The sequence below is a fragment of the Streptomyces sp. NPDC054770 genome, assembly GCF_053611985.1.
The window spans coordinates 36,442-61,460 of sequence record NZ_JBSHBL010000024.1; the positions used below are offsets into that span (position 1 = coordinate 36,442).

The 25,019-nt window shown below is 72.1% G+C and carries 24 protein-coding genes and 1 pseudogene; 13 read left to right on the forward strand and 12 right to left on the reverse strand.

Annotated elements, in window-relative coordinates:
* Positions 1–41: 41 nt before the first annotated feature.
* Positions 42–788, forward strand: a complete 747-nt coding sequence (locus tag ACWGKQ_RS21825) for a response regulator transcription factor (RefSeq protein ID WP_453293596.1) — start codon at positions 42–44, stop codon at positions 786–788.
* Positions 789–833: 45 nt separating this feature from the next.
* Here the strand turns inward: ACWGKQ_RS21825 and ACWGKQ_RS21830 are convergent, their stop codons facing one another.
* On the reverse strand, positions 834–1,772 hold the full coding sequence (locus ACWGKQ_RS21830; RefSeq protein ID WP_453293597.1) for a lysylphosphatidylglycerol synthase transmembrane domain-containing protein: 939 nt from the start codon (positions 1,770–1,772) through the stop codon (positions 834–836).
* A gap of 35 nt (positions 1,773–1,807) precedes the next feature.
* Positions 1,808–2,314, reverse strand: a pseudogene (locus ACWGKQ_RS21835) (hypothetical protein); the annotation flags it as partial.
* A 368-nt stretch (positions 2,315–2,682) separates the two neighbouring features.
* Between ACWGKQ_RS21835 and dhaK the strand changes: the two are divergent.
* From dhaK to ACWGKQ_RS21850, 3 genes are read left to right on the forward strand one after another with little or no spacing between them, the layout of a single operon-like run.
* Complete coding sequence (gene dhaK / locus ACWGKQ_RS21840; RefSeq protein WP_453293598.1) at positions 2,683–3,675, forward strand: dihydroxyacetone kinase subunit DhaK; 993 nt, start codon at positions 2,683–2,685, stop codon at positions 3,673–3,675.
* Positions 3,676–3,724: 49 nt separating this feature from the next.
* Complete coding sequence (dhaL, locus tag ACWGKQ_RS21845; RefSeq protein ID WP_453293599.1) at positions 3,725–4,324, forward strand: dihydroxyacetone kinase subunit DhaL; 600 nt, start codon at positions 3,725–3,727, stop codon at positions 4,322–4,324.
* Positions 4,317–4,727: a PTS-dependent dihydroxyacetone kinase phosphotransferase subunit DhaM gene (locus tag ACWGKQ_RS21850; RefSeq protein ID WP_453293600.1), complete on the forward strand. Its 411-nt coding sequence runs from the start codon at positions 4,317–4,319 to the stop codon at positions 4,725–4,727. Before dhaL ends, ACWGKQ_RS21850 begins: the two co-directional genes overlap by 8 nt.
* 49 nt (positions 4,728–4,776) lie before the next feature.
* On the opposite strand, the gene ACWGKQ_RS21855 is transcribed toward ACWGKQ_RS21850, so the two are convergent.
* On the reverse strand, positions 4,777–5,463 hold the full coding sequence (locus ACWGKQ_RS21855) for a glycoside hydrolase family 75 protein (protein ID WP_453293601.1): 687 nt from the start codon (positions 5,461–5,463) through the stop codon (positions 4,777–4,779).
* A gap of 395 nt (positions 5,464–5,858) precedes the next feature.
* Here ACWGKQ_RS21855 and ACWGKQ_RS21860 point away from each other — a divergent pair, with 395 nt between their 5' ends.
* Together ACWGKQ_RS21860 and ACWGKQ_RS21865 are read left to right on the forward strand one after the other, a co-directional pair.
* Positions 5,859–6,821, forward strand: a complete 963-nt coding sequence (locus ACWGKQ_RS21860) for a fibronectin type III domain-containing protein (RefSeq protein ID WP_453293602.1) — start codon at positions 5,859–5,861, stop codon at positions 6,819–6,821.
* A gap of 170 nt (positions 6,822–6,991) precedes the next feature.
* Positions 6,992–7,552, forward strand: coding sequence for a hypothetical protein (locus tag ACWGKQ_RS21865; protein ID WP_453293603.1), 561 nt, complete (start codon positions 6,992–6,994; stop codon positions 7,550–7,552).
* Here ACWGKQ_RS21865 and ACWGKQ_RS21870 read toward each other — a convergent pair.
* The 4 genes from ACWGKQ_RS21870 to ACWGKQ_RS21885 form a co-directional block, all read right to left on the reverse strand.
* On the reverse strand, positions 7,549–8,094 hold the full coding sequence (locus ACWGKQ_RS21870) for a PadR family transcriptional regulator (RefSeq protein ID WP_453293604.1): 546 nt from the start codon (positions 8,092–8,094) through the stop codon (positions 7,549–7,551). The two genes, ACWGKQ_RS21865 and ACWGKQ_RS21870, sit on opposite strands and share 4 nt — an antisense overlap.
* 22 nt (positions 8,095–8,116) lie before the next feature.
* Positions 8,117–10,132, reverse strand: coding sequence for an FAD-dependent oxidoreductase (locus ACWGKQ_RS21875; RefSeq protein ID WP_453293605.1), 2,016 nt, complete (start codon positions 10,130–10,132; stop codon positions 8,117–8,119).
* 105 nt (positions 10,133–10,237) lie between these two features.
* Positions 10,238–10,606: a hypothetical protein gene (locus ACWGKQ_RS21880; RefSeq protein WP_453293606.1), complete on the reverse strand. Its 369-nt coding sequence runs from the start codon at positions 10,604–10,606 to the stop codon at positions 10,238–10,240.
* A 123-nt stretch (positions 10,607–10,729) separates the two neighbouring features.
* On the reverse strand, positions 10,730–11,602 hold the full coding sequence (locus ACWGKQ_RS21885; RefSeq protein WP_453293607.1) for a hypothetical protein: 873 nt from the start codon (positions 11,600–11,602) through the stop codon (positions 10,730–10,732).
* A gap of 275 nt (positions 11,603–11,877) precedes the next feature.
* On the opposite strand from ACWGKQ_RS21885, the gene ACWGKQ_RS21890 reads away from it, so the two are divergent.
* From ACWGKQ_RS21890 to ACWGKQ_RS21900, 3 genes are all read left to right on the forward strand, one after another.
* Positions 11,878–13,956, forward strand: a complete 2,079-nt coding sequence (locus ACWGKQ_RS21890; protein WP_453293608.1) for a SpoIIE family protein phosphatase — start codon at positions 11,878–11,880, stop codon at positions 13,954–13,956.
* A 192-nt stretch (positions 13,957–14,148) separates the two neighbouring features.
* Positions 14,149–14,832, forward strand: a complete 684-nt coding sequence (locus ACWGKQ_RS21895; RefSeq protein WP_453293609.1) for a hypothetical protein — start codon at positions 14,149–14,151, stop codon at positions 14,830–14,832.
* 226 nt (positions 14,833–15,058) lie between these two features.
* On the forward strand, positions 15,059–15,637 hold the full coding sequence (locus ACWGKQ_RS21900; protein ID WP_453293610.1) for a hypothetical protein: 579 nt from the start codon (positions 15,059–15,061) through the stop codon (positions 15,635–15,637).
* A gap of 165 nt (positions 15,638–15,802) precedes the next feature.
* Here ACWGKQ_RS21900 and ACWGKQ_RS21905 read toward each other — a convergent pair whose 3' ends face one another.
* Positions 15,803–17,239: an MFS transporter gene (locus tag ACWGKQ_RS21905; protein ID WP_453293611.1), complete on the reverse strand. Its 1,437-nt coding sequence runs from the start codon at positions 17,237–17,239 to the stop codon at positions 15,803–15,805.
* Positions 17,240–17,448: 209 nt separating this feature from the next.
* On the opposite strand from ACWGKQ_RS21905, the gene ACWGKQ_RS21910 reads away from it, so the two are divergent.
* Both ACWGKQ_RS21910 and ACWGKQ_RS21915 read left to right on the forward strand, forming a co-directional pair.
* The gene (locus ACWGKQ_RS21910) at positions 17,449–18,180 is read left to right on the forward strand and encodes an MgtC/SapB family protein (RefSeq protein WP_453293612.1); all 732 of its coding nucleotides are present in this window, start codon (positions 17,449–17,451) and stop codon (positions 18,178–18,180) included.
* A gap of 160 nt (positions 18,181–18,340) precedes the next feature.
* Positions 18,341–18,955: a TetR/AcrR family transcriptional regulator gene (locus ACWGKQ_RS21915; RefSeq protein ID WP_453293613.1), complete on the forward strand. Its 615-nt coding sequence runs from the start codon at positions 18,341–18,343 to the stop codon at positions 18,953–18,955.
* 66 nt (positions 18,956–19,021) lie between these two features.
* On the opposite strand, the gene ACWGKQ_RS21920 is transcribed toward ACWGKQ_RS21915, so the two are convergent.
* The gene (locus tag ACWGKQ_RS21920; RefSeq protein ID WP_453293614.1) at positions 19,022–20,362 is read right to left on the reverse strand and encodes an FAD-dependent oxidoreductase; all 1,341 of its coding nucleotides are present in this window, start codon (positions 20,360–20,362) and stop codon (positions 19,022–19,024) included.
* Positions 20,363–20,431: 69 nt separating this feature from the next.
* A complete protein-coding gene (locus tag ACWGKQ_RS21925) occupies positions 20,432–21,421 on the reverse strand; it encodes an ornithine cyclodeaminase family protein (RefSeq protein WP_453293615.1) in 990 nt (329 codons plus the stop codon).
* 196 nt (positions 21,422–21,617) lie between these two features.
* Between ACWGKQ_RS21925 and ACWGKQ_RS21930 the strand changes: the two genes are divergently transcribed.
* Together ACWGKQ_RS21930 and ACWGKQ_RS21935 are read left to right on the forward strand one after the other, a co-directional pair.
* The gene (locus ACWGKQ_RS21930; protein ID WP_453293616.1) at positions 21,618–22,268 is read left to right on the forward strand and encodes a DUF3566 domain-containing protein; all 651 of its coding nucleotides are present in this window, start codon (positions 21,618–21,620) and stop codon (positions 22,266–22,268) included.
* Positions 22,269–22,324: 56 nt separating this feature from the next.
* Complete coding sequence (locus ACWGKQ_RS21935; RefSeq protein WP_453293617.1) at positions 22,325–23,074, forward strand: hypothetical protein; 750 nt, start codon at positions 22,325–22,327, stop codon at positions 23,072–23,074.
* Between the two features lie 67 nt (positions 23,075–23,141).
* Here the strand turns inward: ACWGKQ_RS21935 and ACWGKQ_RS21940 are convergent, their stop codons facing one another.
* Both ACWGKQ_RS21940 and ACWGKQ_RS21945 read right to left on the reverse strand, forming a co-directional pair.
* Complete coding sequence (locus ACWGKQ_RS21940; protein ID WP_453293618.1) at positions 23,142–24,068, reverse strand: aminoglycoside phosphotransferase family protein; 927 nt, start codon at positions 24,066–24,068, stop codon at positions 23,142–23,144.
* Positions 24,069–24,106: 38 nt separating this feature from the next.
* Complete coding sequence (locus ACWGKQ_RS21945; protein WP_453293619.1) at positions 24,107–24,901, reverse strand: putative protein N(5)-glutamine methyltransferase; 795 nt, start codon at positions 24,899–24,901, stop codon at positions 24,107–24,109.
* Positions 24,902–25,019 lie beyond the last annotated feature (118 nt).

A 25,019-nucleotide genomic window follows, 5' to 3' on the forward strand; every position in this document is an offset into this window, starting at 1 on the left:
ACGACGGGCCTCCTGCTCCGGCGGCTCCTAGGCTGTCGACCATGCGCACGCCTGCCGTACCGGACCGCAGCCGACTGCGCGTCCTCGTCGTCGAGGACGACGACACCATCGGCCGCCACCTGGAAACCGGCCTGCGCGGCCACGACTACGCGCCGACGTGGTGCCGCACCGGAGCGGGCGCACTGACGGAGGCCGGGCGGGCGCCGTACGAGGTACTGCTGCTGGACCTGGGGCTGCCGGACATGGACGGCCTGGACGTCGCCCGGCAGCTGCGCGCCCGCCTCCCCGACCTGTTGATCGTCGTCCTGACGGCACGGACCGACGACATCGACATCATCGCCGGGCTGGACGCCGGGGCCGACGACTACCTGGTCAAGCCGTTCAGTCTGACCGTGCTGCTGGCCCGGCTGCGGGCTCATCTCAGGCGGCACGCGGTGGCCGCGCCGGCCCGGGAGCCGGTGCGGCTGGGCGATCTGGCCGTCGACGTGACGGCCCGGCGCTGCGCCCTGTTCGGTGTCGAAGTCCCGCTGCGGGCCAAGGAGTTCGACCTGCTCGCGGTACTGGCCGAGCGGGTCGGCGAGGCGGTCTCGCGCGAGACTCTGATGGCGGAGGTGTGGGACGAGAACTGGTTCGGCTCCACCAAGACCCTCGACGTGACGCTGGCGGGCCTGCGCCGCAGACTTGCCGAGGCGGCACAGGCGAGCGGGCGGCAGGCCCGGCTGCCCCGCATCACCACGTTGCGGGGGCACGGGTACCGGCTGGAGCAGCAACCTGACCCGCCGGATTGAGGACGTGCGCACGGCACCTCCCGGTGCGGCGAACACCTCGCCGGTTCACAAGGCCGAGCGGCGGGCCAGCAGCGCCAGGACCAGCAGGCCGGGGACCATCGGCAGCCACCCGGTCAGCAGGCGGTAGCCGAGGACCGCCGAGACCGCCGCCGGTCCCGGAGCGCCGGCCGCCGTGAGCGCCAGGGCGAGCGCGGCGTCCAGCGATCCCAGTCCGCCCGGCGTGGGCAGCAGCGCCGCCGCGCCGCTGGCGACCAGGTAGGCCATGACCACCCGGCTCGCGGGGAGGCCCAGACCGATCGCATGGACCACGGCGACGATCACCCCGGCATGCAACAGAGCGAACGCGACCGATCCGCCCCACAGCGCACAGGCCCGCGCCCGGCACCGGTGCACCTCCCGTACGTCGGCGAAGGCCCGGCTCAGCTCTCCTCTGAGGCGGCCGCTGATCGCGACCGCCACGGCGACGGCTCCGGCCGCCACCGGCAGCAGGACCAGCACGTGCGGGATCCGCGCGGAGAGGCGGACCGTGCCGGGCGAGGCGAGGAGCAGGGCCACACCCAGCGCGCACCGGACAGTTCCGCCGACGGCCGCCTTCACCGCCAGCGCGGTCGCCGAGCGCCGGGTGGACAGCCCGCATCGGGTCAGGAACCGCAGGTTGACCAGCGTCGCTCCGGCCCCCGCCGGAAGAAGGTGGTTGGCGGCGCCGGCCGCGAACTGCGCCGCCACCAGCCGCCCCCTGGGCAGCCGTTCGACCACCGCCCCCTGCTGCGCCACGGCCGCGCACACCCAGGTGGCCAGGGCGGCGAGGCAGGCGACCACCAGCCACTCCCCGTCGGCGGCGGCCAGCCGGTCGGTGCCGCTGTCGAGCGTCGCCCGGTGCGCGGCAAGCAGAGCGCCGGCGGCGGCGAGCACCACCAGGGTGATGCCCAACTGGACGTACAGGCTCCTGCCGCCGGTGATCGGCGGGCTGTCGGCCGTGGTCACGGCGGCTACCTCCCCTGCCGTACGTCAGGTCCCAGGCAGCCGGCGCAGGCCAGGGCACCGATGGCGACCCAGTAGTTGGGCATGGCCTGAAGACCGTGGAACAGCGTCACCCACAGGGAGGCGAACAGGCCGCCGGCCAGGGCCAGGACACCGGGACCGAAGTGGCCCCGCCACACACGCACGGCGAGGTAGAGGGCCAGGCCGGAGAGAACGGCCAGGTAGACCCGGAGCAGGACGGTGGAATCGGACCACGACGCGACCGGGGCGACCAGGAACGAGATGCCACGGGAACGGGGCGCGCTGAAGTAGGCGGCGGGAACATGCCCGCTGACCTGGCTGACATAGACGGTCTCGTCCCAGCCGAGACCCAGACCCGGCCGCACGAGGACCAGCTGGGCGAGCGTGAAGGCGACCGCGACCGCCCCGAGCCAGGGCTCGCCCCGCACCCGCCGGGACCGCACGGCCCGCACAGCCCGCACAGCCCGCACCGGGAGACCGGTGCGCGGAACACCGGTCGTCGTGGCGTTCGAGCCGTCGGCCATCTCGCACCTCTCCTCGTCACACGCCACGGAGCCGGAACCTCCTACAGCTCGTAGGAGGACATCCCACCCTACGGTTTGTAGGGTTAGAGGCGAGTGAGAAGACGGCCGTTCCCTTCAGCCCGCCGTTTCCCTTCAGCGCCGCAGCACAGATGACCTTCACTGCCGCAAGGTCGATACTGATGAGCAGGACGCCCGCCCACCCACCCCAAGGGATCCCCGGAGAAACTGATGACCCGTCAGTTCAGTCGGCATCGGTACCGCCGGGACCCGCCGCCAAGCGCCTGAGACCGCCAAGATCAATACCAGGTTACATCTCGCTCGAACAGGAAAAACGCCGGTCAGAGAGCTACGCTTCCGAGGAGACAGGCATGAAGATGCTGATCAACGTTCCCGAGACCGTGGTGGCGGACGCGCTGCGGGGCATGGCGGCGGCCTATCCCGACCTCACCGTGGACGTGGAGAACCGGGTGATCGTACGACGGGACGCCCCCGTCGCCGGGCAGGTCGCGCTGGTCTCGGGCGGCGGCTCCGGGCACGAGCCGCTGCACGGCGGCTTCGTGGGCCCCGGGATGCTGTCGGCCGCCTGCCCCGGCGAGGTGTTCACGTCCCCGGTGCCGGACCAGATGGCCCGGGCCGCCGCGGCGGTGGACAGCGGGGCCGGCGTGCTGTTCATCGTGAAGAACTACACCGGCGACGTGCTCAACTTCGACATGGCCGCGGAACTCGCCGAGGACGAGGGCATCCAGGTGGCGAAGGTGCTCGTCAACGACGACGTGGCCGTCACCGACAGCCTCTACACCGCGGGCCGGCGCGGCACCGGCGCCACCCTGTTCGTGGAGAAGATCGCCGGCGCGGCCGCCGCCGAGGGGCAGCCGCTGGAGCGGGTGGAGGCCGTCGGGCGCCAGGTGAACGAGAACTCCCGCAGCTTCGGTTTCGCGCTGAGCGCCGTCACCACCCCGGCCAAGGGCACCCCGACCTTCGATCTGCCGCCCGGCGAGCTGGAGTTGGGCATCGGCATCCACGGCGAGCCGGGCCGGGAGCGGCGCGCCATGATGACGTCCGGCGAGATCGCCGACTTCGCGGTCAACGCCGTCCTGGAGGACATGCCCCCGCGCAACCCGGTCCTCGTCCTGGTCAACGGCATGGGTGCGACCCCGCTCCTCGAGCTGTACGGGTTCAACGCCGAGGTTCAGCGGGTGCTCGCCGAGCGCGGTGTGATCGTGGCCCGCACACTGGTCGGCAACTACGTCACCTCGCTGGACATGGCCGGCGCCTCGGTCACGCTCTGCCAGGCCGACGAGGAGCTGCTGCGGCTGTGGGACGCACCGGTGAAGACACCGGCGCTCCGCTGGGGCATGTGAGGAAGAGACAGCACCGACCCGCGTCCGTACCGCAACGCAAGGAGATCCAGTGCTCGACGCCGACTTCTTCCGCCGCTGGATGGCGGCGACCGCCGCCTCCGTCGACCGCGAGGCGGAGCGGCTCACCGCCCTCGACTCCCCCATCGGGGACGCCGACCACGGCAGCAACCTCCAGCGCGGGTTCAAGGCGGTGGTGGCCGTGCTGGAGAAGGATGCGCCCGCCACCCCGGGTGCCGTGCTGACGCTCGCCGGGCGTCAGCTGATCTCCACGGTCGGCGGCGCCTCGGGGCCGCTGTACGGCACGCTGCTGCGCAGCACAGGCAAGGCGCTCGGCGACGCGGCCGAGGTCAGCGAGGCGCAGTTCGCCGAGGCGCTGCGGGCGGGGGTGGACAAGGTCATGGCGCTCGGCGGGGCCGCGCCCGGGGACAAGACCATGATCGACGCGCTGGTGCCCGCGGTCGACGCGCTCGGCGAGGGTTTCGGCGCGGCGCGCACCGCGGCCGAGCAGGGCGCCGAGGCGACGATCCCGTTGCAGGCCCGCAAGGGCCGGGCGAGCTATCTCGGCGAGCGCAGCATCGGCCACCAGGACCCGGGCGCCACCTCGTCGGCGCTGCTGGTCGCGGGACTCGCGGAGGCGGCCGGTGAGTGACGACAAGCTGGTCGGGATCGTGCTGGTGTCGCACAGCGCGGAGGTCGCGACGGCCGTCGCGGAGCTGGCCAAGGGGCTGGCGGGCGGCGCCACGGCGGTGCCGCTCGCCCCGGCGGGCGGCACCGAGGGCGGCGGGCTCGGCACCAGCGCCGAGCTGATCGCCGCGGCTGCGGCGTCCGTGGACCGGGGCGCTGGGGTCGCCGTCCTCACCGACCTCGGCAGCGCGGTCCTCACCGTGAAGGCGCTGCTCGCCGAGGGCGACGAACTCCCGGACGGCACCCGCCTGATCGACGCCCCGTTCGTGGAGGGCGCGGTCGCCGCGGTCGTCACGGCGGTCACCGGGGCCGACCTGGACGCGGTGGAGGCGGCTGCCGCCGAGGCGTACACCTACCGCAAGGTCTGAGAACCCCTGGGCGAGGCCCGCCGCCGCCGAGGGCGGCCGACCGGCCCGGTCAGCCGCCCTCGGCGAACTGCGCCGCCAGCCGCTCCCCCTCCGCCTCCGCCGCCGCGCGGTCCTCGATGGGCTGGACCGCGGAGTCCTTGAAGACGATGTAGGTGACGCCGGACGGCACCCCGCCGACCTGCGGGTCGGGGTTCACGCCCAGCGCCTTCGCGGTGGCGTACGAGGCCTCCCCGATGATGTCGCACGGCCCGGTGTCGCCGACGACGGCGAACTGCACCCGGTCCTTGTAGATCACCGCGGCGACCGCGCCGCCCCGGATACCCGACCTCCGGTGGTTCCACCGGCCGCTGGGGCCGGGTACGACGACGTAGGGCAGCTTCTCGGCGTTGAGCTGGCGGCCGTTGGACTGCTGGTAGGCGGTGGCGGCGGAGAACGCCGGGTCGGCGTGGTGGTTGCAGTGGGCGGTGACCTGGCCGTCGCAGTCGATGTCGAGGTCGGCCTTCCAGTAGACGACCTGCCGGTTGCCGCACACGGGGACGGTGGCGGCGGTACCGGCGTCGGAGCGGTAGCGGCCCCTGGAGACCTGGGCGCAGTCCCGCACCCGGGCCAGCAGGTCGGTGGCGGTGATCCGGTGCCGGTCACCGGGGACGGCGAACGAGGCGGCGGGGACGGGCAGGGCGGCAGGGGCGAGCAGGGCGGCGCCGGCCGCGGCCAGCGTCAGCGACTGGACACGCACGATGAGGGACCCTTTTCGTGGGGGACATGGAGTCACCCGGAACAATGTGGTGCGGCTCCGGCGGCCGGGCCAGCACATGGAGTCCGTACAGGGCCGTTCGGCGCAACGAAACTGACACATCGTGAGCGGTGGCCGAAGGCCGGGGCGCTGAGCCGGTGCCGGCCCAGAGCGCCCCGGCCACCCGTGCCGGCGCGGCATCAGCGACGACAGCGTTCCGCGCCACAGGCGCGAACTCCCCCGCTCTCCAGGGAAGTTCGACCGCAGGGCCCTCAGCATACGTAACTCTCCCCCGTCGTCTCCAATACGGCCCTCTTGATGTCCGCATCCCGGGCAGGCCATATTGAATGCGATTGGTCCGGACCATTGCCGTGCTGCCGTCCCGGAGAGGCGGAACCGTGCGCCGAGTTGCCGTCGTCGTCTGCGTCCTGCTGTTCGTGACGTCCTGCGGCTGGGGCGGGGCCGCCGACGGCGACAGCGGCCGGCTGCCCGGTGCCCCGACGGGGGTCACCGCGGCGGCCGGCAGCGCCACCAGCGTGCACGTCATGTGGAACGCGCTGCCGGACGGTTCCGGAATCCGCGGCTACGAGGTGTATCGCGGCACCACGAAGGTCGAGGAAGTGCCCGGGTCCGAGCACATGGTGGACGTGACCAGGCTCAGGCCGTCCACGGCGTATGCGTTCTCCGTGCGGGCCCGCGGCGGGGACGGCAGTCTCGGGCCGCGCAGCCGCTCGGTGCGGGCGACCACACCGGCGATGGTCGCGGCGGACCGCTCGGCGCCGACCCGTCCGGGCCGGCCGGGCGGCCGGGCCGTGGGCAGCCGTGCGGTACAGCTGTCCTGGGGCGCCTCGAAGGACGACCGGGCGGTGGTGTCGTACGACATCTGGCAGGGCGGTGCCAAGATCCACAGTGTGGGCGGAAACCAGACCGCCACCGTGGTCACGGGGCTGCGGCCGGGCACCCGCTATGTCTTCACCGTCCGGGCCCGGGACGCGGCCGACAACCTCTCGCCCGCGAGTACGGCGGTGCGGCTCACCACGCCGGGCACCGACGACGGCCGGGACACCGCGCCGGCCGCGTTCACCGCGAGGACCCACCGGGAGAGCGGGGCCTACTACCTCGATCTGGCCTGGGACCCGCCGCGGGTGGACGGTGTGGTCACGGAGTACCAGATCCTGCTCGACCGCGGTACGACCACCTCCCTGGTGTGGGGAGGCATCCCACCGAAGGGCCGCTCGGCCTACAGCTTCTATGTGGGCCGGGACCATGGTGTCGTGCACCATGTGCGGCTCCGGGCGCGGCTGCCGGACGGCACCTGGGGCGGCTGGTCGGTGGAGCGGACCGTCACCACGGGGGCCTGACACGCATCCGGGCCTGGGCCGGACAGGGGAAGAAGTCACCTGCCCGGTCGCCCTCCGGGTGCGGGACATGCCGGGGCCCCTTTCGCTGAACCTGTGGCAGCACGGGCGTTTCCCGACCCTCGGCGGCGCAAGGGACGTTCCGCCAACCGTGCCGCCGGAGGACACAGCCCATGCGCACTACACGACTTCTCCTCCGCTCCGGCCTGACCCTGGCGGCCGCCGCCGCGTTCCCGACCTGGCTCGCCGGGCCGTCCGCCGCGCTCTCGGGGATCTCGGTGAGCACCATCGGCACCACGGTCTCGGTGGTCACCAGCGCCTGCACCCAGAGCAACGGCAGCTGGGGCAACGCCTCGCTGCTCAACAGCGGTCAGACCGCCTTCGCCCAGGGGCGGCAGGTGGCCCTGGCGGGCACCACCGTGAGCCAGTCCGCGGCCTGGTCGGGGGTGTCGCCGGGCACCTACACGGTGGTCGTCGTCTGCTCCAACGGCGGCACGGCGGGCACCCAGTCGGTGATCGTGTCCGGAGCCAACGCGAACACGGCACCGACGACCTCCTCCACCACCAGATCGGCCGCGCCGGCCGCGCCCTCCCGGGGCGTGCTGGGCGGCCTGGGCGGCGCCGCCCGCGACTACGGCCCGCTCACGCTGGGCATCGGCGCGGCACTGGCCGGCTCGGGCGTCATCGCCACGGGCTGGTACCTGCGCAAGCGCTCGAAGCCGTACCGGCTCTAGGACGGGCCGGGGAGTTCGGCGAACTCCTCCAGGGCGTGGCCGAGCCACTGGGTCCAGAAGGTCTCCAGGTCGATGCCGGCCCGGAGGACCAGGTGCCGCAGCCGGTCCTCGGGGGCGTCCTTGCCCGGTGGGAAGTCGCGGCGCTGGATCTCCTCGTACTCGGCCAACTGCCGCCGGTGCAGCTCCAGATGGCGGCGCAGGTCGGCTTCGAGGCCGTCGGTGCCGACGACCGCGGCCGCGCGCAGCCGCAGCAGGAGCGTGTCCCGCAGCGGCCGGGGGTCCTGGGAGGCGGCGGTCCAGCGGGCCAGTTCGGCGCGGCCCGCGGGCAGGACCTCGTAGCTCTTCTTCTGCCCGCGGGCCGGCTGCTCGGCCGGCAGGGTGCGGATGTAGCCCTCGGCCTCCAGTTTTCCGAGCTCGCGATAGATCTGCTGGTGCGTGGCGGACCAGAAGTACCCGATCGACCTGTCGAACCTGCGGGTCAGCTCAAGCCCCGACGACGGTCTTTCGAGCAGGGCGGTGAGGATCGCGTGCGGGAGTGACATGGGCTCATCCTAGGGACGGCCGCTACAGGGCGGCGGCCAGCTCGGTGCCCTGCTTGATGGCCCGCTTGGCGTCCAGCTCGGCGGCGATGTCGGCACCGCCGATGAGGTGCGCGCTGCACCCGGCCGCGACCAGCTCCTCGTACAGGCCCCGGCGCGGTTCCTGCCCGGTGCACAGCACGACGGTGTCGACCTCCAGGACCGTGCTCTCCCCGTCGACGGTGACGTGCAGTCCGGCGTCGTCGATCAGGTCGTACCGCACGCCCGGGACCATGGTGACGCCGCGGTGCTTGAGTTCGGTGCGGTGGATCCAGCCGGTGGTCTTGCCGAGTCCGGCGCCTACCTTGCCGGTCTTGCGCTGGAGCAGGTGGACGGTGCGCGGAGGCGCCGGGCGCTCGGGGGCGGTCAGCCCGCCGGGGCCCCGGTAGTCCAGGTCGACGCCCCAGTGCCTGAAGTACGTCGACGGGTCCTCGTTCGCCTTGTCGCCGCCGTCGGTGAGGTACTCGGCGACGTCGAAGCCGATGCCGCCGGCGCCGAGGATCGCGACCCGGTCGCCGACGGGGGCGCCGTCGCGCAGCACGTCGAGGTAGCCGAGGACGCGGGGGTGGTCGACGCCGGGGATGTCGGGGGTGCGCGGGGTGACGCCGGTGGCGACCACGACCTCGTCGTAGCCGGTGACGTCCTCGGGCTCGACCGTGGTGTTCAGGCGTACGTCCACGCCGTGGGCGTCGAGCTGGTGGCGGAAGTAGCGCAGGGTCTCGTCGAACTCCTGCTTGCCGGGGACCTTGCGGGCGACGTTCAGCTGGCCGCCGATCTCACTCGCGGCGTCGAACAGGGTGACGTCGTGGCCGCGTTCGGCGGCGGACACCGCGCAGGCGAGGCCGGCCGGTCCTGCGCCGACCACCGCGACGCGCTTCTTCAGCCGGGTCGGGGCGAGGACCAGTTCGGTCTCGTGGCAGGCGCGCGGGTTGACCAGGCAGGAGGTGATCTTGCCGCCGAAGGTGTGGTCGAGGCAGGCCTGGTTGCAGCCGATGCAGGTGTTGATGGCCTCGGGCGTGCCGGCCGCGGCCTTGTTGACGAAGTCGGGGTCCGCGAGCATCGGGCGGGCCATGGAGACCATGTCGGCGTAGCCCTCGGCGAGCAGTTCCTCGGCGACTTCCGGGGTGTTGATGCGGTTGGTGGTGATCAGCGGGACGGACACCGCGCCCATCAGCTTCCTGGTGACCCAGGTGTAGGCGCCGCGCGGCACGGAGGTGGCGATGGTGGGGATGCGGGCCTCGTGCCAGCCGATGCCGGTGTTGATGATGGTCGCCCCGGCCGCCTCGACGGCCTTGGCGAGGGTGATCACCTCGTCCAGCGTCGACCCGCCGGGGACCAGGTCCAGCATGGACAGCCGGTAGACGATGATGAAGTCGTCGCCGACGGCCTCGCGCACCCGGCGGACGATCTCGACGGGGAACCGCATCCGGTTCTCGTACGAGCCGCCCCAGCGGTCGGTGCGCCGGTTGGTCGGGGCGGCGATGAACTCGTTGATGAGGTAGCCCTCGGAGCCCATGATCTCGACGCCGTCGTAGCCGGCCTGCCGGGCCAGGCGGGCGGCGCGGACGTAGTCCTCGATGGTGCGCTCGACGTCGGCGTCGGTCAGCTCGCGGGGCGGGAAGGGGCTGATCGGGGCCTGGAGGGGGCTCGGGGCGACCAGGTCGCGGTGGTAGGCGTACCGGCCGAAGTGCAGGATCTGCATCGCGATCCGGCCGCCCTCGCGGTGCACGGCCTCGGTGACGGCCCGGTGCTGCTCGGCCTCCTCCTCGGTGGTGAGCTTGGCGCCGCCCTCGTACGGCCGACCCTCGTCGTTGGGCGCGATGCCGCCGGTGACGATGAGGCCCACTCCCCCGCGGGCCCGGGCGGCGTAGAACTCCGCCATCCGTTCGAAGCCGCGCTCGGCCTCCTCCAGGCCCACGTGCATGGAGCCCATGAGCACGCGGTTGGGCAGCGTGGTGAAGCCGAGGTCGAGGGGTTGCAGCAGGTGTGGGTAACGGCTCATGGGGGCCTCCGTGCGCGGTGTCGTCACCGTAGTTGTAGAGGACCGCGCACGGATTATGCAACTAGTTGCAGAAAGGCTCCGGTGTGACGTGTCTCAGATCACCTGTCACCGGCTTTCGAGCAGGACGTGCAGTTCCCTCTCCTGGTCGCCCGAGGCGGAGGACAGGTTGCGTACGGCGAACAGGGAGTCGAGGGTCGTATGGAGCCGGCTGATCGCCCAGTAGCCGCCCTGCGCGTCGGCCTCGACCGTGGCCGAGAGCCGGGGCGGCGGGGTGCACTCATGGGTGTCGGTGACCTCGAACGTGCCGAGCCACACCATCGGGCGGGTCTCATGGAGCTGTTGCGGCACGTCCTCGGCGGCGCGGTCGGACTCGAAGCACTGGCGCAGCGCGTCGAACACGATCCGGGCGTCCTCCTTGTTGCATCCGCTGATCTCCAGCGAGACGGGTTCCTCGTGCAGTCGCTCAGGGACCATCGTGATCGCTCCTCTCATGGCGATGGCGCGGTACCACGGGTTCCCCCGCGAACCACGCCATGCCAACAGAAAAGCACCGATTCCCGGGCGGTGCACCACCCGTCGGGAGCAGCCGCGGAGGGGTCAGCTCCGGGTGAACTTGTAGGTCTTGCTGTCCGTGAGGATGCAGATGCTGGGCGACATCACGATGACGCGCAGGGTGCCGGTGCGCCGGTCGTAGTCGATGCCCTCGGCCTCGAAGGTGCCCGAGCAGGAGCTGCGCAGCGGGAGCTGGCGCAGCGCGGTGACATGCCCGGTGACGTCGGCGGAGCCGGGCTGGGCGGACAGGTCGATCTGCAGGAGCGGCTTGGTGTAGCCGAAGAGGCTGCCGTCCGGGTCGTCCGAGGAGCACAGCAGCGTGGTGGCGCTGGAGAAGTCGCAGCCCTGCACGTCGCGCACGGCGTGGTCCAGGTTGACGACGGAGGCGAGCGGGAGGTTCGCGGACGGCGAGGTGCTCCTGTTGGCGCCCGGCGTCGGGAAGACCAGGAAGCGGGTCATCGTGCCGTACTCGCCGGAGAGCATGTACTGGCTGTCGGGCGTGATGGCGGACCAGGAGTTGTTGAGGGCCTCGCCGGGGGCGAGCGTGTGGACGTACTCCGACCAGGTGCCGTCGGGGGCCTGCACCCGGTACATCTTGGCGGTGCCGGAGTCCGCCTGGTAGGGCTCGACGTAGTAGCCGTCGTAGGACTCGTCGGGGTCGCCGACGTGGTTCCAGCCGCGGCTGGAGACGCTGAGGGGGATGGTGCCGATGCCGGTGTACCGGTTGGGGCTGTTGGCCGGGACCTCGACCGAGGTCAGGCCCTGGCTCTCGGTGAGCGCATCGGCGTGGTCGGAGCCGGTCTCGGTCCAGGTGTCGGCGGCGGAGGCCGGGGCGGCGGTCGCGAGGACCATGGTGGTGGCGAGGGCGACCAGGGCGGTCAGGCCTGCGCGACAACGTTGCCGGGTGGACGCGGGCATGGAAGCCTACTCCTCGGTATCAGGGGGGTGGGACGCGCGTGCGCCGGTCAGTCTGGCGTGGGCCCGCCGGACATGTACAGACCAATGACGGGACGGGAAAGTGAACTCACACCCCTGCCGCCCCTCAGGTCGCTTCGCCATACGGATGCCGCCTTGTTGAGAGATGGTGGAAAAGTCGGCGGCGGCGTCGGAGAGTCGGGTGTGAGCGCGGTAGAACAAGGGGAGTCGGCACGGGGGACGACGTGCCGTGCAGAGGTTCGAAGGCGGTGCGTGCGATGAGTCCAGCCGAGGCTTCGGCGCCGGGGGGCCGGGAGCCCGTGCGCGGACCGGTGCGCCCGGGCGGGCTGCTGGACGTCCTGAGCGTGGCCTCGGTGGTGCTGGACGCCAAGGGCCGCATCGTGCTGTGGAGCCCGCAGGCGGAGGAGCTGTTCGGCTACTCGGCGCGGGAGGCGCTGGGCCAGTACGCGGCCCGGCTGATGGTGGACGAGCGCCACATCGAGCTGGTCGGCAAGCTGTTCGCGGACGTGATGAGCACCGGGCGGAGCTGGGCCGGCGGTTTCCCGATCCGGCACAAGGACGGCACCACCCATGTGGTCGAGTTCCGCAACATGCGGCTCATGGACGACAGCGGCGACGTGTTCGCGCTGGGTCTGGCCGCCGACCAGTCCACGGTGCGCCGGCTGGAGCAGGACGTGGCGCTGTCCGAGCGGATCGTGAAGCAGTCGCCGATCGGACTGGCCGTCTTCGACACGGAGCTGCGGTTCGTGTCGGTCAACCCGGCCATGGAACAGATGAACGGCGTCCCGGCCGAGGAGCATGTGGGACGGACGATCCGCGAGGTGCTGCCCTCGCTGGACGCCGACGCCCTGGAATCGGCGTACCTGCAGGTGCTGCGGACCGGTGAGCCGGTCATCGACGAGTCGGCGGTGGGCCGTACCCCGGCCGACCCGGACGAGGAGCACATCTGGTCGGTGTCGGTCTACCGGCTGGAGGACGCGCTGGACAACGTGCTCGGGGTGGCCACGTCGGTGGTGGACATCACCGAGCCGTACCGGGCCGGCGTCGAGGCCGAGAACGCCCGCCGCCGCCTGGCCCTGATCGCCGACGCCTCGGCCCGTATCGGCACCACCCTGGACCTGGACCGCATCGCCCGGGAGCTGGCCGACGTGGCCGTGCCGGAGCTCGCCGACGTGGCGGCCGTGGACCTGCTGGACACGGTGGTCGAGGGCCGGCCCAGCACGCTCGGCCCCGGCGAGCCGGCCGTGCTCCGGCCACTCGCCGTACGCGCGGGACAGGAGTCGGACGCGGTCCAGGCCGCCGACGCGCCCGGCGCCGTCGCCCGGTACGCGCCGGACCACCTGATCACCAAGTGCGTACGGACCGGGGAGGCCGTCGTCGTCCCGCAGGTCAAGGACGAGGACCTGGCGCGGATCGCCCCTTCCGGCGAGGCCGCGGTACTGCTGGGCCGGGCCGGGGTGCACTCGTATCTGGCCGTGCCGCTGATCGCGCGCGGCGAGGTGCTGGGCGCCCTCGACCTCAGGCGCACCCGCAATCCGGCGCCCTTCGACGACGACGATCTGCTGCTGGCCCGGGAACTGGCGGGGCGGGCGGCCGTGCAGATCGACAACGCCCGCTGGTACCAGAGCGCCCGCACCACCGCCCTGACCCTCCAGCGCAGCCTGCTGCCCACGCATCCCCGGGTCACCTTCGGCCTGGAGGTCGCCTCCCGCTACCAGCCGGCCGGCGCCACCGTCGAGGTGGGCGGCGACTGGTTCGACGTCATCCCGCTGGAGGGCGGCAGAACGGCCCTGGTGGTGGGCGACGTGATGGGCAGCGGCATCAACGCGGCCGCGACGATGGGCCGGCTGCGCACCGCGACGACCACCCTGGCCGCGCTCGGCCTCGATCCGGCGGTGCTCCTCGAACACCTGGACAAGACCACCTCGGGCCTCGACCACTCCATCGCGACCTGCGTGTACGCCGTGTACGACCCGCATCTGCGCCGGTGCCGGATCGCCAACGCCGGCCATCTGCCCCCGGCCCGGGTCCGCCCCGGCAGGCCGCCGGAACTCCTCGACCTGCCCACCGGGGTCCCGCTGGGCGTCGGCGGGGTCCCTTTCGCCACCACCACCGTCGACTTCGAACCCGGCGACGAGCTGGTGTTCTACACCGACGGCCTGGTCGAGACCCGCACCCACTCCCTGGACGAACGGCTGGACGAACTGCTGTCCCTGCTCGACGATCCCGCCCGTCCGCTGGAGGAGGCCTGCGACCTGCTGCTGCGGGAGCTGCACCACCCCGACAACCACGACGACGTGGCCCTGCTCATCGCGCGGGCACAGGAGCTGCCGTAACCGGATTCATCGAATTCACAGGAACTGATTACCAGGTTCTTATCGGCGGACTCCCACAATTCACAGAGAGGCATGCATCGCGCGATGCCCCGTGCCGTTCGCCGATGGGAGCGAGCCGTGACGCACGAACCGGAGCAGGAACCCCGCCGTGACGTCGACGGAACCGAACCGTCGATCCCCCCGATCCCTCCGATGCCCGACCGCCCCCCGCAGGCCGCCGCCCCGGAGTGGGAAGCCCCGTCGGAAGTCCTGTCGGGACCGGACCGTGAGCCGGGCGCGCCGCTGCGCGACCTGTGGCGCCGCCAGTCGTTCCGCGTACGCGCGGTGACCGTGGCCTTCGTCGCCGGGGCGCTCGCCCTGGGCGGCACGGTGGCGTTCGCCGCCGGCTCCGGCAGCAGCGGCTCCGCGACGCCCCCGGCCGCCTCCGGTGCGCCGTCGGCGCGGCCCTCGGCGCCGGACGGCCGCGGACCCGGGCACGGCTGGTTCGGCATGGGCGGCGGCATGGGCGTGCACGGCGAGGCCACCGTCAAGGACCCGGACACCGGCAAGTACGTGGTACGGGTCTGGCAGCGGGGCACGGTCCAGAAGGTGGACGGCGACCAGGTCACGGTCAAGAGCGACGACGGCACGTCGTGGACATGGACCGTCGGCTCGGACGTCAAGGTGCGGGGCGACTCCGACGCGCTGAAGAAGGACGCGACGGCCTTCCTGATCGGCACCCGCGGCGACGGCGGCAAGCCGACCGCGTCCGGCGCGTTCTCGGGCGACTTCCCGGGCATGGGCCGCGGCGGCCCACGCGACCACGGCGGCCCGTGGCAGCGCCCCGGAGACCGCTCCCCGTCCCCGAGCCCTTCGGGAAGCGGAGCCACCACGTAGAACTCCTGACGGAACCATCCTTCGCGTCAGGAGCCGATCTCGCACCAGGTGCCCCGCCCACCTGTGACGGTGCAACAGTCCGTACACAGCAACAAGTCGGTGCCGTGAGCCCGGACAAGCGCCCGGTGCCGACGGTCACGTGATGCCTCGTCAGGAGCGCCAGGTCTCCGGCCGTGCGCTGACAACAGCTGGCTCGCGCCGTGTCCCGTGCCTCACAATTCTCGGCGTGGCGGACACGGCACCTACTGAAGAAGAGAAGCCCGACGGGCTGCTGGGCTGGTGCCTGGTGGCCAACGTGGCGCGCGAGACCGCGCACGGCGAGAGCGGCCTCGACATCCAGCGCGGTACGAAGCACTTCCCCGCAGGCGCCCTGCTGTGGATCCCGCCCCTCCGCTGGGGCCCTGGACGCCGGCGCTGGCCCGCGGTGGGCCGGCACCGAGGCAACGGCCGCCGGTACGTCAACATGGTCGTACGCGGGGAGGACCTGGAGAACTTCCGAGTCAAGGGTGTCTACAGCGAAGCTCTCGTCCGCAGTCTGAACGGCTATCTGCACGACCCGGCCGCCCCGCTGACCCTGCAGAACCCGTGGACCCGTGAGCGGGCCCGGAACTGGGCGGACAGCTGGAACCAACCCCGGGAACCCGTCCGCATCGACGGCCGGTCTCACCCGCGGATCTCCGTTTCCAACCCTCCGCCGGCAGAGCTCCAGGTCGACGGTGCAACCCTGCACCTCGCCCACTACGGCACCGGTGGAGCCCACTACAGCCGCACACCTCCTCCCGTGGAACGCGTCCCCGAACTCTGAGCGGGACTGGTCAACGGCACCCCCGAACCAATGAGGGAGACAGCCGAGCAGCCGAGCCGGGGATTGGTGTGGGTCATCGACGATGTTGTCCGCGGTCGACAGCACGTGCTCCAGAGCGAGCAAGGCGGCGTGTTCTGCTTCGGGAGGTCTTGCGACGCCTCGGCATCAGTGATCCGAACGAGGTCCCCCCGTCCTTTTCGGCATCGCCGGCACGCACAGCCACGCGAGACCTGCCGCGGTCAGGTAGGCGAGCGCGCCGATGGCCATGCTGACGCACAGGCCGGTGTTGTAGTCGGTGGCCGTGGCGAGCAGGCTGCCGCCGAGCGCCACACCGGTGGCGCTGCCGATCTGACGGGTGGTGTTGAACAGGGCGGAGGCGGCGCCCGAGTACGCCGAAGGCGCGGCGCCCATCACGGTGGCGGTCGAACCGGTGAGGGCGAAGGAGGTACCGAATCCCGCGGCCATCATCGGGGCCACCAGCAACGGGTAGGCGGGGTCGGCGCCCGCCGCGGCCCAGCCGGCCAGCCCCAGGCCGGCCAGGAGCATGCCGGAGATCACCAGCGGACGATCGCCGGTGCGGCGGGTCAGTCGCCCGGACAGGACGGAGGCGAACATGGTCATCGCCACCGCCGGGAACAGCGCCAGCCCGGTGCCGAGGGCGCTGAAGCCGCGCTGGTGCTGGAATTCCAGACTGGCGGTGAACACCATGCCGTAGAAGCCGAAGTTGAACAGCAGGCCGATGGCGGCTCCACCGCTCATCGCACGGGAGCGCAGCAGGCTCGGCGGCAGGACGGGAGAGCGGGCCAGCCGCTCGCGCACCGCGAACGCCGCGGCGGCCAGCACGGCCAGACCCACCCCGGCGAGAACAGCGGGATCGGACCAGCCCCGTCGTCCGGCCTCGTTGAGCGCCGCGGTCAGCAGCGCCGCTGCCGCCACCACCGCGCACTGCGCCGGCCAGTCCAGGGCCCGGGCGGCGCGCCGGGGCGAGCGTTCCACATGCCGCATCGTCAGGACCAGGCAGGCCACGCCGACGGGCAGGTTGACGAGGAACACCCAGCGCCAGCCCAACGTGGAGACGAGCAGTCCACCCAGCAGCGGGCCGGCAGCGGCCGCGATGCCCGCCATCGAACCCCACAGTCCGAAGGCCCGCGAGCGTGCGGCCGACGCCGGGTAGGCCTGCTGGAGCAGGGCCAGGGAACCCGGCACGATCAGAGCCGCACCGAGCCCCTCCGCCAGCCGGGCCGCAACCAGGAACGGGGTGTTCGGCGCGAGCGCGCACGCGGCCGAGGACAGCGTGAACACCGCGACGCCCGAGCAGAAGATCCGGCGGTTGCCCAGCCGGTCGCCCAGCGCGCCACCGGTCAGCAGGAACCCGGCGAAGACCAGGGTGTACCCATCGGTGATCCATTGGATACCGGTGAGCGATGCCGTCAGTTGCCGGCCGATCACCGGCACGGCGACGTTGATGGCCGTGACGTCCAGGATCACCATGAAATACCCGGCGCACACCGCCAGCAGCGGCGCCCAGGACCGTCGCCCGGGCTCCGGGACCGCACCGGGAGAGGACACCGGCTCGCCCCCGGCCGACTCCGCGAACGCCACGGCCCCAACTCCATCTCATCCGCCGAGAAGCGACTCCAAAAACGCCACAATAATGGACATTAAGACGACTTTTGACGATAGCTCGCGGAGCGATCCGGTTTCCCGGTCGCGGCGAGTCGTACACACGCTTCAGCGGTGGCCGAGGCATCGGTGGCCTGTCGCCGGCATGGCTGCCGTGAGCGGGGTAGAAGCCGTAGCTGGAGGTGTGCATGTCCGCTATGGCGGCTCCGTTGTGGGACACGGGAAACGGGCAAGGGCTGCGTCAGCTGGTCGAGCTGGGGCTCGCCCTGCTGTTGTCGACCCTCATCGGCTGGGAACGCGCGGCGCACCAGAAGAGCGCCGGCCTGCGCACCCATACCCTCGTCGGCATCGCCAGCGCGCTGATGATGGAAGTCTCCCAGCACGGCTTCACCAACGTGCTCGGCCTGGACAACGTCTCCTTCGACCCCTCGCGCGTGGCAGCGCAGATCGTTTCCGGTATCGGCTTCATCGGCGGCGGGCTGATCTTCGTACGACGGGACGCCGTCCGTGGCCTGACCACGGCCGCGACGATCTGGCTCACCTGTGCCGTGGGCATGGCCTGCGGGGGCGGGCTGCCGCTTCTCGCGATGGCCGTCACGGCCCTGCACTTCCTCGTGGTCCGCGGCTATCCCCTGCTCGCCGGCCGCCTCATGCCCGAGGCCACGGCAGCCACCTACGAACTACGCATGACCTACCGCACCGGTACCGCCCTGCTACCCCAGCTCCTGGAGACCTGTACGCGCAGCGGCTTCCGCCTCACCCAGGTCAAGGTCGATCGGCTGCCGGGCGAGACCGACCCGGCCGCACGCGTCCTGCTGTCCCTCGAAGGCACCGCCGACATCAGCCGGCTGACCGCGGAGCTGTTCCGCAACGACGGAGTGACCGGCGTCGACCTGAACGCGTCCACGGACGACGACTAGGGCGGCCCCGCCGGGCGAGCCGGGGCGCACCGTCCTTCGACGCCCTTTCCGCCGCGCCGGCCCCGGTGTCGGCTCCGCGGCCGACCACGAGAGTGCCGCCGCGACCGTTTGGTACGGTACGTTCGCGAGTGAATGTAAGTGCTGGAGAGCGGGAAAACGCATGGGAGACCCACCGGTCAAGGCCCGGCGGACTCAGGTTGAGCGCCGTGCGTACACGCGCGCGACGCTGATCGAGTCGGCGGTGGAGTGCATCAACTGCGTGGGTGCGGCCTCGGTGAGCGCCGCCCAGATCGCCGCCGCGGCCGGTGTGACGCGCGGAGCGGTCCAGCACCACTTCGGTTCGGCCGAAGGGCTCTACCTCGCCGTGGTGACACACGGCTGGGAGGAGATCACGGCCACGTACCGCGAGGCGCCCGGTCCGGATGTCCCGCTGGACCGACGGATCACCGGCTGGGGCAGGACGATGGCCGAGGCGTACACCCGTCCTGCCGCGCTGGCCGGCTACGAGATGCTCGTCCACTACCGCGGCGACGCCGACTTCGTCGCCGCGCACACGCCGGTCGCACTGGCCGCGGAACAGCAGCTTGACGAGGTGTGGGTGGCCGCGTTCACCGACACCGGGCTCAGCCGGCCCAGTCTCGCCGGTGTCCGGCACACGATGCGGACGTTCATGCTCGGCGCCGTGGCCCGCCGCTTCGTGATCCCCGGGACCGACACCCGCCTCCAGGGCGAAACCACCGACCTGCTCCGCGCCTTGCTATCCGCTCGCCGGTAGAGCGGAGGGCGCCGCCCGGCCGAGGCCGGCTGCCACCTTGGGCGTTGAGCGGTGCACAGCCGTCGATCACGATGGACTGCCGGTGGCGTTCGGCTGCGGAGGTCCTGTCGGTTCCTTCGGGAGGTGGGGCGGCTGAGGGGGTGCGACGGGGCGGTGCGGACGGCGCCGGAAGCGGGTGGGCGCGAAGGGGTGCAGCAGCGGCGGCACCGGCGCGCTCCGGGGGCCGGTGGTCAGCTCGGCCACGGCCCGGCCGGTGACCGGTGCGAGGGTGATGCCGAGCATGGCGTGGCCGGTGGCCACGGTCAGGTTCGACCGTTCGGAGGCCGGCCCGATGGCCGGGAGGCCGTCAGGTGTCATCGGGCGCATCCCCGACCACGGCCGTGCGTCAGGAACGGGCTCGAAGGCCGGGAGGTAGTGGCGTGTCGAGGTGACGACGCCCCGGGCCCGGGTGTGGCTGACCGGGCGGTGCGCGCTGCCGAATTCCATGGTCCCGGCGGCACGCAGGCGGCCGGGGAGGGGTGTGAGTGCGACCTTGTGGTCGGTCAGGTAGATCGCCCGTCGGGTGAGCGGTTCGGTGCACTCGACGTCGTACCCGTATCCGCGTCCGCCCTGCATGGGCAGGTCGAGTCCGACCGATCCGGCCAGCCGCGCGGAGTCCAGACCGGCGGCGAGGACGAACCTGTCGCCGCGCCACCGCCGGCTGCCGCGGGCCGCGGTCACCTGGTCGCCGTGGCACTCGAAGTGCGTGATCGTCTCGTCGTCGACGATCTCGACGCCCAAGTCACGGCACTTGAGGACCAGGGCGGCGACGAACCGGCTCGGGTCCAGGTGGCGTTCGTCGGGGCACAGGATGCCGGCCTTGACGTCACCGCTCAGTCGGGGCTCCAGCACCCGGATCCGATCGGCGTCGACGATGCGCGGGGACGGTTTGCCGAACTCCGTCATCGCCTCCAGGTGCGGGATGTACCCGGCCGCGGCGCGAGCGTCGAGGAAGGCGTAGAGGACCCCGTCGCGATGCAGGTCGAAATCGAGTCCGCCGCGCACGAGTTCCTCGTAGGCCGCGCGGGTCTCCTCGTTCAGCCGGGCCGTTGCCCGCAGGCCGTGGTCGAACCGGCCGGGGCGCGATGCCAGCAGCATCCGGCCGAGGAACGCCAGGCAGGAGGGGCTCAGCGAGACTCCCACGTGCAGCGGGCTGTCGGCCTTGAGCAGCCAGCGCAGTGCCTTCGACACGGCGGCGGGTGAGGGCACCGGGTCGCTCATCGTGGGCACCACCCACCCGGCGTTGGTGGTTGACGCGCCTTCCCCGGGTGTCCGGCGGTCCAGAACGGTGACTTCGGCGCCCGCCTTGGCGCAGTAGTACGCACAGCAGAGACCGATCGCGCCGGCGCCGACGATGACGACCTTCATCGGCTCACCCCGTCGGCCATGGCGACGCCGGCGCGGTCCGCGGTCTGGCGGAACCCGTCACAGAACCCGTCACAGGTCAAGGTGCCGCCCCCAGCCCAGCTCGTCGGCACCGGCGATGAGCTCGTCCATCACCGCGGCGTCCTGGAGGCCGATCCCGACGCTGTTGTAGTAGACGATCTCCTCGGCGCTGCTCCTTGCAGGGGTTCGGCCGGCCAGCACCGAGCCCAGTGCGTGGAGGTCGGTGTGTCGGACGGTTCCCTCGGCGAGGGCCTTGACGATCGGCCCGGCCTGAGCGACGGCGGTGGGGATGTCGTCGACGACGAGCCTGGCGGAGGACACGATGTCGCCGCCGATCTCGCACCGGTCGGCGGCGAAGCTGCCGATGCTGATCACGGTGGCGCCCGTTCGCAGCCACGACCGCTCGAGCACCGGAGTCCTGCTGGTGGTGCAGGAGAACACCACGTCGGCACCGCGGACGGCCGCCGCGGCGGAGTCGCTGGTGCGGACCGTGGCGCTTCCGGTGTCGCGAAGGCCGGCGGCGAACTGCTCCAGGTCCGGGTCGTGCGGCGACCAGAGGGTCACCGTCGAGGGTGCCAGGTGCCGGATGGCCCAGGCGGCGTGCAGGCGGCCCTGCCGGCCGCTGCCCAGCACTGCGATGTCCTCCGTGGCGGAGGCCAGCGCGGTGGCGGCCAGGATGCCGGCGGCCACCGTGCGGGCTTCCGTCACGGCTTCGCCGTCGGCGATCGCGCGCGGGCGGCCGGTGACCGGGTCGAGCGCGACCACGATCGCGGAGACCGCCGGCAGTCCCCGGTCCCGGTTGCCGGGGACCACGCTTCCGAACTTGGTCACGGGTGCGGCCGAGGTGTTCATCCGGGCGGCGTAGGAGAAGACGACCGAGTCGCCTTCTCCGGCGAGGATGACGCGGGCACCGAGTTGGGCGGTGCCGTCCTCGAGAGCGAGGAACGCACGTCGTTGGGTGTCGATGACCGCGTCGTCGCCGAGCCGTCGTACGTCGTCGGCACCGAAGATCACGAGCCCGCGGTCGCTGTGTCGAGTCATCGCAACATACAATCACGAATGTATGTATCTGTGAACGGGCGCGAGATGTTTCGTGTCGCGGCCGGGCGGACCGGGCGCCGGCATCCGCCCCGAACGGAGGTCGGCCGGGCTCCCGTTCACTCACCGTCACCGCCGGGGATGCGCGGCCACACACCTCCACATAACGTCGCAGGTGAGGACCAGCCAGGGAGCGGACATGAGCCGAACCAAGCACAGCAGGACCCGCAGCACTGCCCGCAGGCGGACGCCGAGGATCTCGTCACGCATCGTGACGGCACCGACGGCGCCCACCCCGGCGAGACCCGAACCCGGCGCACCGCAGCCGACGCCGACGCGTGATCACACCCTGCCGCACGCTCCACCGGGCGGGCCGAGCCACCTGCGCATATCCGAGACCAACCCCTGGTCGGTCACGGTGATGAGCTTCTTCTTCCTGGCGGGCCTGGGGGTGTGCGTCCTCGGCGCCGCGTTCGCCACGTCGGTGACCCTGGCCGTCGCGGCCCCGGGCGAGTGGCCGACGCCGTGGGAGACGGTGGTCATCGCCACCGGGGTCGTCACGCTGGAGATCGTCCTGGGTACCGCCCTGGCGTGCCTGTGCAGCTTCATGTACAACTACACCGCGCGGTTCAGCGGCGGCGTCGAAGTGGCCCTGACCGACGATCTCAGCGATCCGACACCGGCCGCCCGGGCCCTCCAGCTCATGACGCGGCTGCACGTCCGCGTCCGGCAGCCGCTGCGTGCCCGTCTGCCCGTCAACCCCTTTGCCGGGAAGCGCCTTTACCGCCGGCGTGCCGACAACGCCTCCCCACCCGCTGCCGAGACCGACCACCGACCCCGACAGCCGTAGCCTCGTGAGTACGAGCACTCATGTGCGCGGTCATCAGCATCCTGCATGGTGCGTGCATGCGATCGACATCCCTCCCCAAGCCCGTGCTGGTGGCCGTCCTCGGCTGCCTGCTCCTGTCCGGCTGCGGCACTCGGAACGGCACCACCGATCAGACCCCGGCAGGCGGCGGCGTCTCGGCTGCAACCCCGCCGGCCGCTCCGTCGAGGGTGAGCGAACGGCAGACGCGGTTCCTTGCCCTGCTGACCCGCATCACACACAGCTGCGCTCCCGACGCCCCCGGCGACATCGGCAGCGGTGGCGTGCCCGAGCCCGAGGACCTGCCGGGCTGGGAGGGCGCGAACTCACCGAGATACGGGCCGGGTGAGACCCCGTCGGGTGTTCCGGACGCCGCTGGAGACATACCGGTTCCCGTGGACGGCCCCACGCCGACGCAGCCGGCCCCTGCCCCCACCGAGGCCGAGCCGGTCGAGGAGGTGCCGCTGACCGGTATCGAGAAGTGCACCGGCGGCGAGCACGCGCAGCGCATCAGCGAGGCGTTCAAGGACGCGAGGACGACCGGCTACGAGACCTTGCGCAAGAAGCTGTCGGACCTGGACTACCCGGAGTCGCGGATTCACCGGATGCCGAACAAGGCGGGCGCGCCCCGGGCAAGGCTGGACCTGCGCATGATCGGCAGCCACCTGGCTCTGGAGGTCACCGGGTCCGGCAGCGGGGTGACCGTCGACGCGTTCGGGGCTCCGGAGACGGAGGGCGTGAACGTGACCGATGTGCAGCGGAAGCCGAAGCCGGACGCGCCCACGTCCTGACCGGACCGCACGGGACCCGTGGTCGTCGAACACCTCCCGAACCGGCTTCGGAATGCTGTCCGTTCACCTATACGCGAGAGGGCCGGCCCGAGCCGGATGTCAGAACACGGTCGAGCGCCGCCCGGCCCGCGGGTCCCCATGCCGGCTTGCCGCCGGGAAGGCCCCGGTCTCCGTTCTGGCCCATGAGGATGAGGAAAAGGCTCTTCACGACGGCCAGCCCTCGGGCGCGCCGGATCATCGCGTCGTCCGCATCCGCGTACCCCTCGAAGAACCGGGGGACAGCGTCCGAAGGAAGCAGCACCCATGCGGCGGCGAGGTCCCACGCCGGATCGCCGGCGAACATGGCATCGAAATCGATCACGCCCGCGAGCGTCCCGTCCGCGACGACGACATTCGCGGGATGGAGGTCACCGTGCACCCATACCGGCCGGCCCTCGTACTCGGGGGCCGCAACCGCATCGTCCCAGACGGCCCGAACGGCCGCGACGTCGGCGGCAAACCCGCCGGGGGCGATGGCCTGCAAGAAGTTCTCGAAGCCGTCCGAGTGCTCCTTGGGGTGACCGCCGCGGTCCGAACCGGCCGGTGCGTCGGCGGGAGCCTCCACATGGAGCGCCCTGAGGAAGCCCGCCAGAGTGTCGGCCGCGTGGTCGCCGCGGCTGATCGAGGAGTGGTCCAGCGGCTCGCCGGGGACCCATGTCATCACGGTCCAGTGCTTGGGGAAGCGCTCGGACGGTTCTCCCGACCGCACCGGGGTCGGCACCGGGAGCGGCAGGCGCGGGGCCAGCACGGGCAGCCACCGCCGCTCGTTGAGCTGCAGTTCCGGGGTGGGGTGCATGCGCTGCATACGCACGGCCAACTCGTCCCCGAGGCGCCACATCTGGTTGCCCCAGCCGCCCGCCACCTCGCGGATGGCCAGCTCTGCGAGGTCTGGATGCTGCTCGCGCAGCAGGTCGCGGACCAGGTCTGCGGTGATCTCGATCCCTGAGTCGGTCATGCGGAGCCACAGTACGTGATCAGATGGTCCGGCCGGTCTCAGTCGCGCACGCCCAGCACGACGTTGGCGTACAGCTCCTCGGAGACGGCGAGCCGGGTGGCCAGGCCTGCGTGGCGGAAGGCGGCGACGGCGTGCTCGGCCTGGCGTTCGCTCGTCTCGACCAGGACGCAGCCGCCGGGGGCGAGCCACTCCCGTGCTCCGGCGGCGACCCTGCGCAGCACGTCGAGACCGTCGCCGCCGCCGTCGAGGGCCACCAGCGGCTCGTGCTCGCGGGCCTCGGCGGGCAGCAGCCCGACCTCCTCGCTGGGGACGTAGGGCACGTTGGCCGCGAGGATGCCGGTCCGGCCGCGCAGCGCGGCGGGCAGGGCGTCGAACAGGTCGCCGACGTGGGCGTGGCCGCCGTAGGGGGCGATGTTGCGGCGGGCGCAGCCGACCGCTGCCGGGTCGATGTCGGCGGCGTGCAGTTCGACGTCCCCGAGGGCGGCCGCGAGGGCCGCGCCGACCGCACCGGAGCCGCAGCACAGGTCCACGACGACGGACGCGCCGGGGACCTGGGCCAGAGCCTGGTCGACCAGGAACTCGGTACGGCGCCGGGGCACGAAGACGCCGGGTCCCACGAGGACTCGCAGCCCGTGGAACTCGGCCCAGCCGAGGACGTGTTCGAGGGGCTGTCCGGCGGCGCGCCGGTCCACCAGCGCGGCCAGTTCGTCCGGGGTGCGGGCGGTGGCGAGGATCAGCTCCGCCTCGTCCTCGGCGAAGACGCAACCGGCGGCGCGCAGCGCGGAGACGACCGCGGTGGTGGTGTCGGAATCGGAATCGGAGAGTGAAGTCATCAGCGGGGAGCCTATCCGGACGCGGGGCGCCGGCCGGACGGATTACCGGCGGACGGCCGGACGGTCTACCGCGGCGGACGGCCGGACGGTCTGCCCGGCGGCCGGTCCGCCGGACAGA

What these genes read in the sequence shown, in the direction of transcription:
- ACWGKQ_RS21865 (WP_453293603.1), top strand. Translation starts at nt 6,992, where the DNA reads ATGCGCACTACACGACTTCTCCTCCGCTCCGGCCTGACCCTGGCGGCC.
- ACWGKQ_RS21875 (WP_453293605.1), bottom strand. Translation starts at nt 10,132, where the DNA reads ATGAGCCGTTACCCACACCTGCTGCAACCCCTCGACCTCGGCTTCACC.
- ACWGKQ_RS21935 (WP_453293617.1), top strand. Translation starts at nt 22,325, where the DNA reads ATGCGATCGACATCCCTCCCCAAGCCCGTGCTGGTGGCCGTCCTCGGC.
- dhaK (WP_453293598.1), top strand. Translation starts at nt 2,683, where the DNA reads ATGAAGATGCTGATCAACGTTCCCGAGACCGTGGTGGCGGACGCGCTG.
- ACWGKQ_RS21870 (WP_453293604.1), bottom strand. Translation starts at nt 8,094, where the DNA reads ATGTCACTCCCGCACGCGATCCTCACCGCCCTGCTCGAAAGACCGTCG.
- ACWGKQ_RS21890 (WP_453293608.1), top strand. Translation starts at nt 11,878, where the DNA reads ATGAGTCCAGCCGAGGCTTCGGCGCCGGGGGGCCGGGAGCCCGTGCGC.
- ACWGKQ_RS21825 (WP_453293596.1), top strand. Translation starts at nt 42, where the DNA reads ATGCGCACGCCTGCCGTACCGGACCGCAGCCGACTGCGCGTCCTCGTC.
- ACWGKQ_RS21930 (WP_453293616.1), top strand. Translation starts at nt 21,618, where the DNA reads ATGAGCCGAACCAAGCACAGCAGGACCCGCAGCACTGCCCGCAGGCGG.
- ACWGKQ_RS21895 (WP_453293609.1), top strand. Translation starts at nt 14,149, where the DNA reads ATGCCCGACCGCCCCCCGCAGGCCGCCGCCCCGGAGTGGGAAGCCCCG.
- ACWGKQ_RS21880 (WP_453293606.1), bottom strand. Translation starts at nt 10,606, where the DNA reads ATGGTCCCTGAGCGACTGCACGAGGAACCCGTCTCGCTGGAGATCAGC.
- ACWGKQ_RS21945 (WP_453293619.1), bottom strand. Translation starts at nt 24,901, where the DNA reads ATGACTTCACTCTCCGATTCCGATTCCGACACCACCACCGCGGTCGTC.
- ACWGKQ_RS21920 (WP_453293614.1), bottom strand. Translation starts at nt 20,362, where the DNA reads ATGAAGGTCGTCATCGTCGGCGCCGGCGCGATCGGTCTCTGCTGTGCG.
- ACWGKQ_RS21910 (WP_453293612.1), top strand. Translation starts at nt 17,449, where the DNA reads ATGTCCGCTATGGCGGCTCCGTTGTGGGACACGGGAAACGGGCAAGGG.
- ACWGKQ_RS21885 (WP_453293607.1), bottom strand. Translation starts at nt 11,602, where the DNA reads ATGCCCGCGTCCACCCGGCAACGTTGTCGCGCAGGCCTGACCGCCCTG.
- ACWGKQ_RS21940 (WP_453293618.1), bottom strand. Translation starts at nt 24,068, where the DNA reads ATGACCGACTCAGGGATCGAGATCACCGCAGACCTGGTCCGCGACCTG.
- ACWGKQ_RS21915 (WP_453293613.1), top strand. Translation starts at nt 18,341, where the DNA reads ATGGGAGACCCACCGGTCAAGGCCCGGCGGACTCAGGTTGAGCGCCGT.
- ACWGKQ_RS21925 (WP_453293615.1), bottom strand. Translation starts at nt 21,421, where the DNA reads ATGACTCGACACAGCGACCGCGGGCTCGTGATCTTCGGTGCCGACGAC.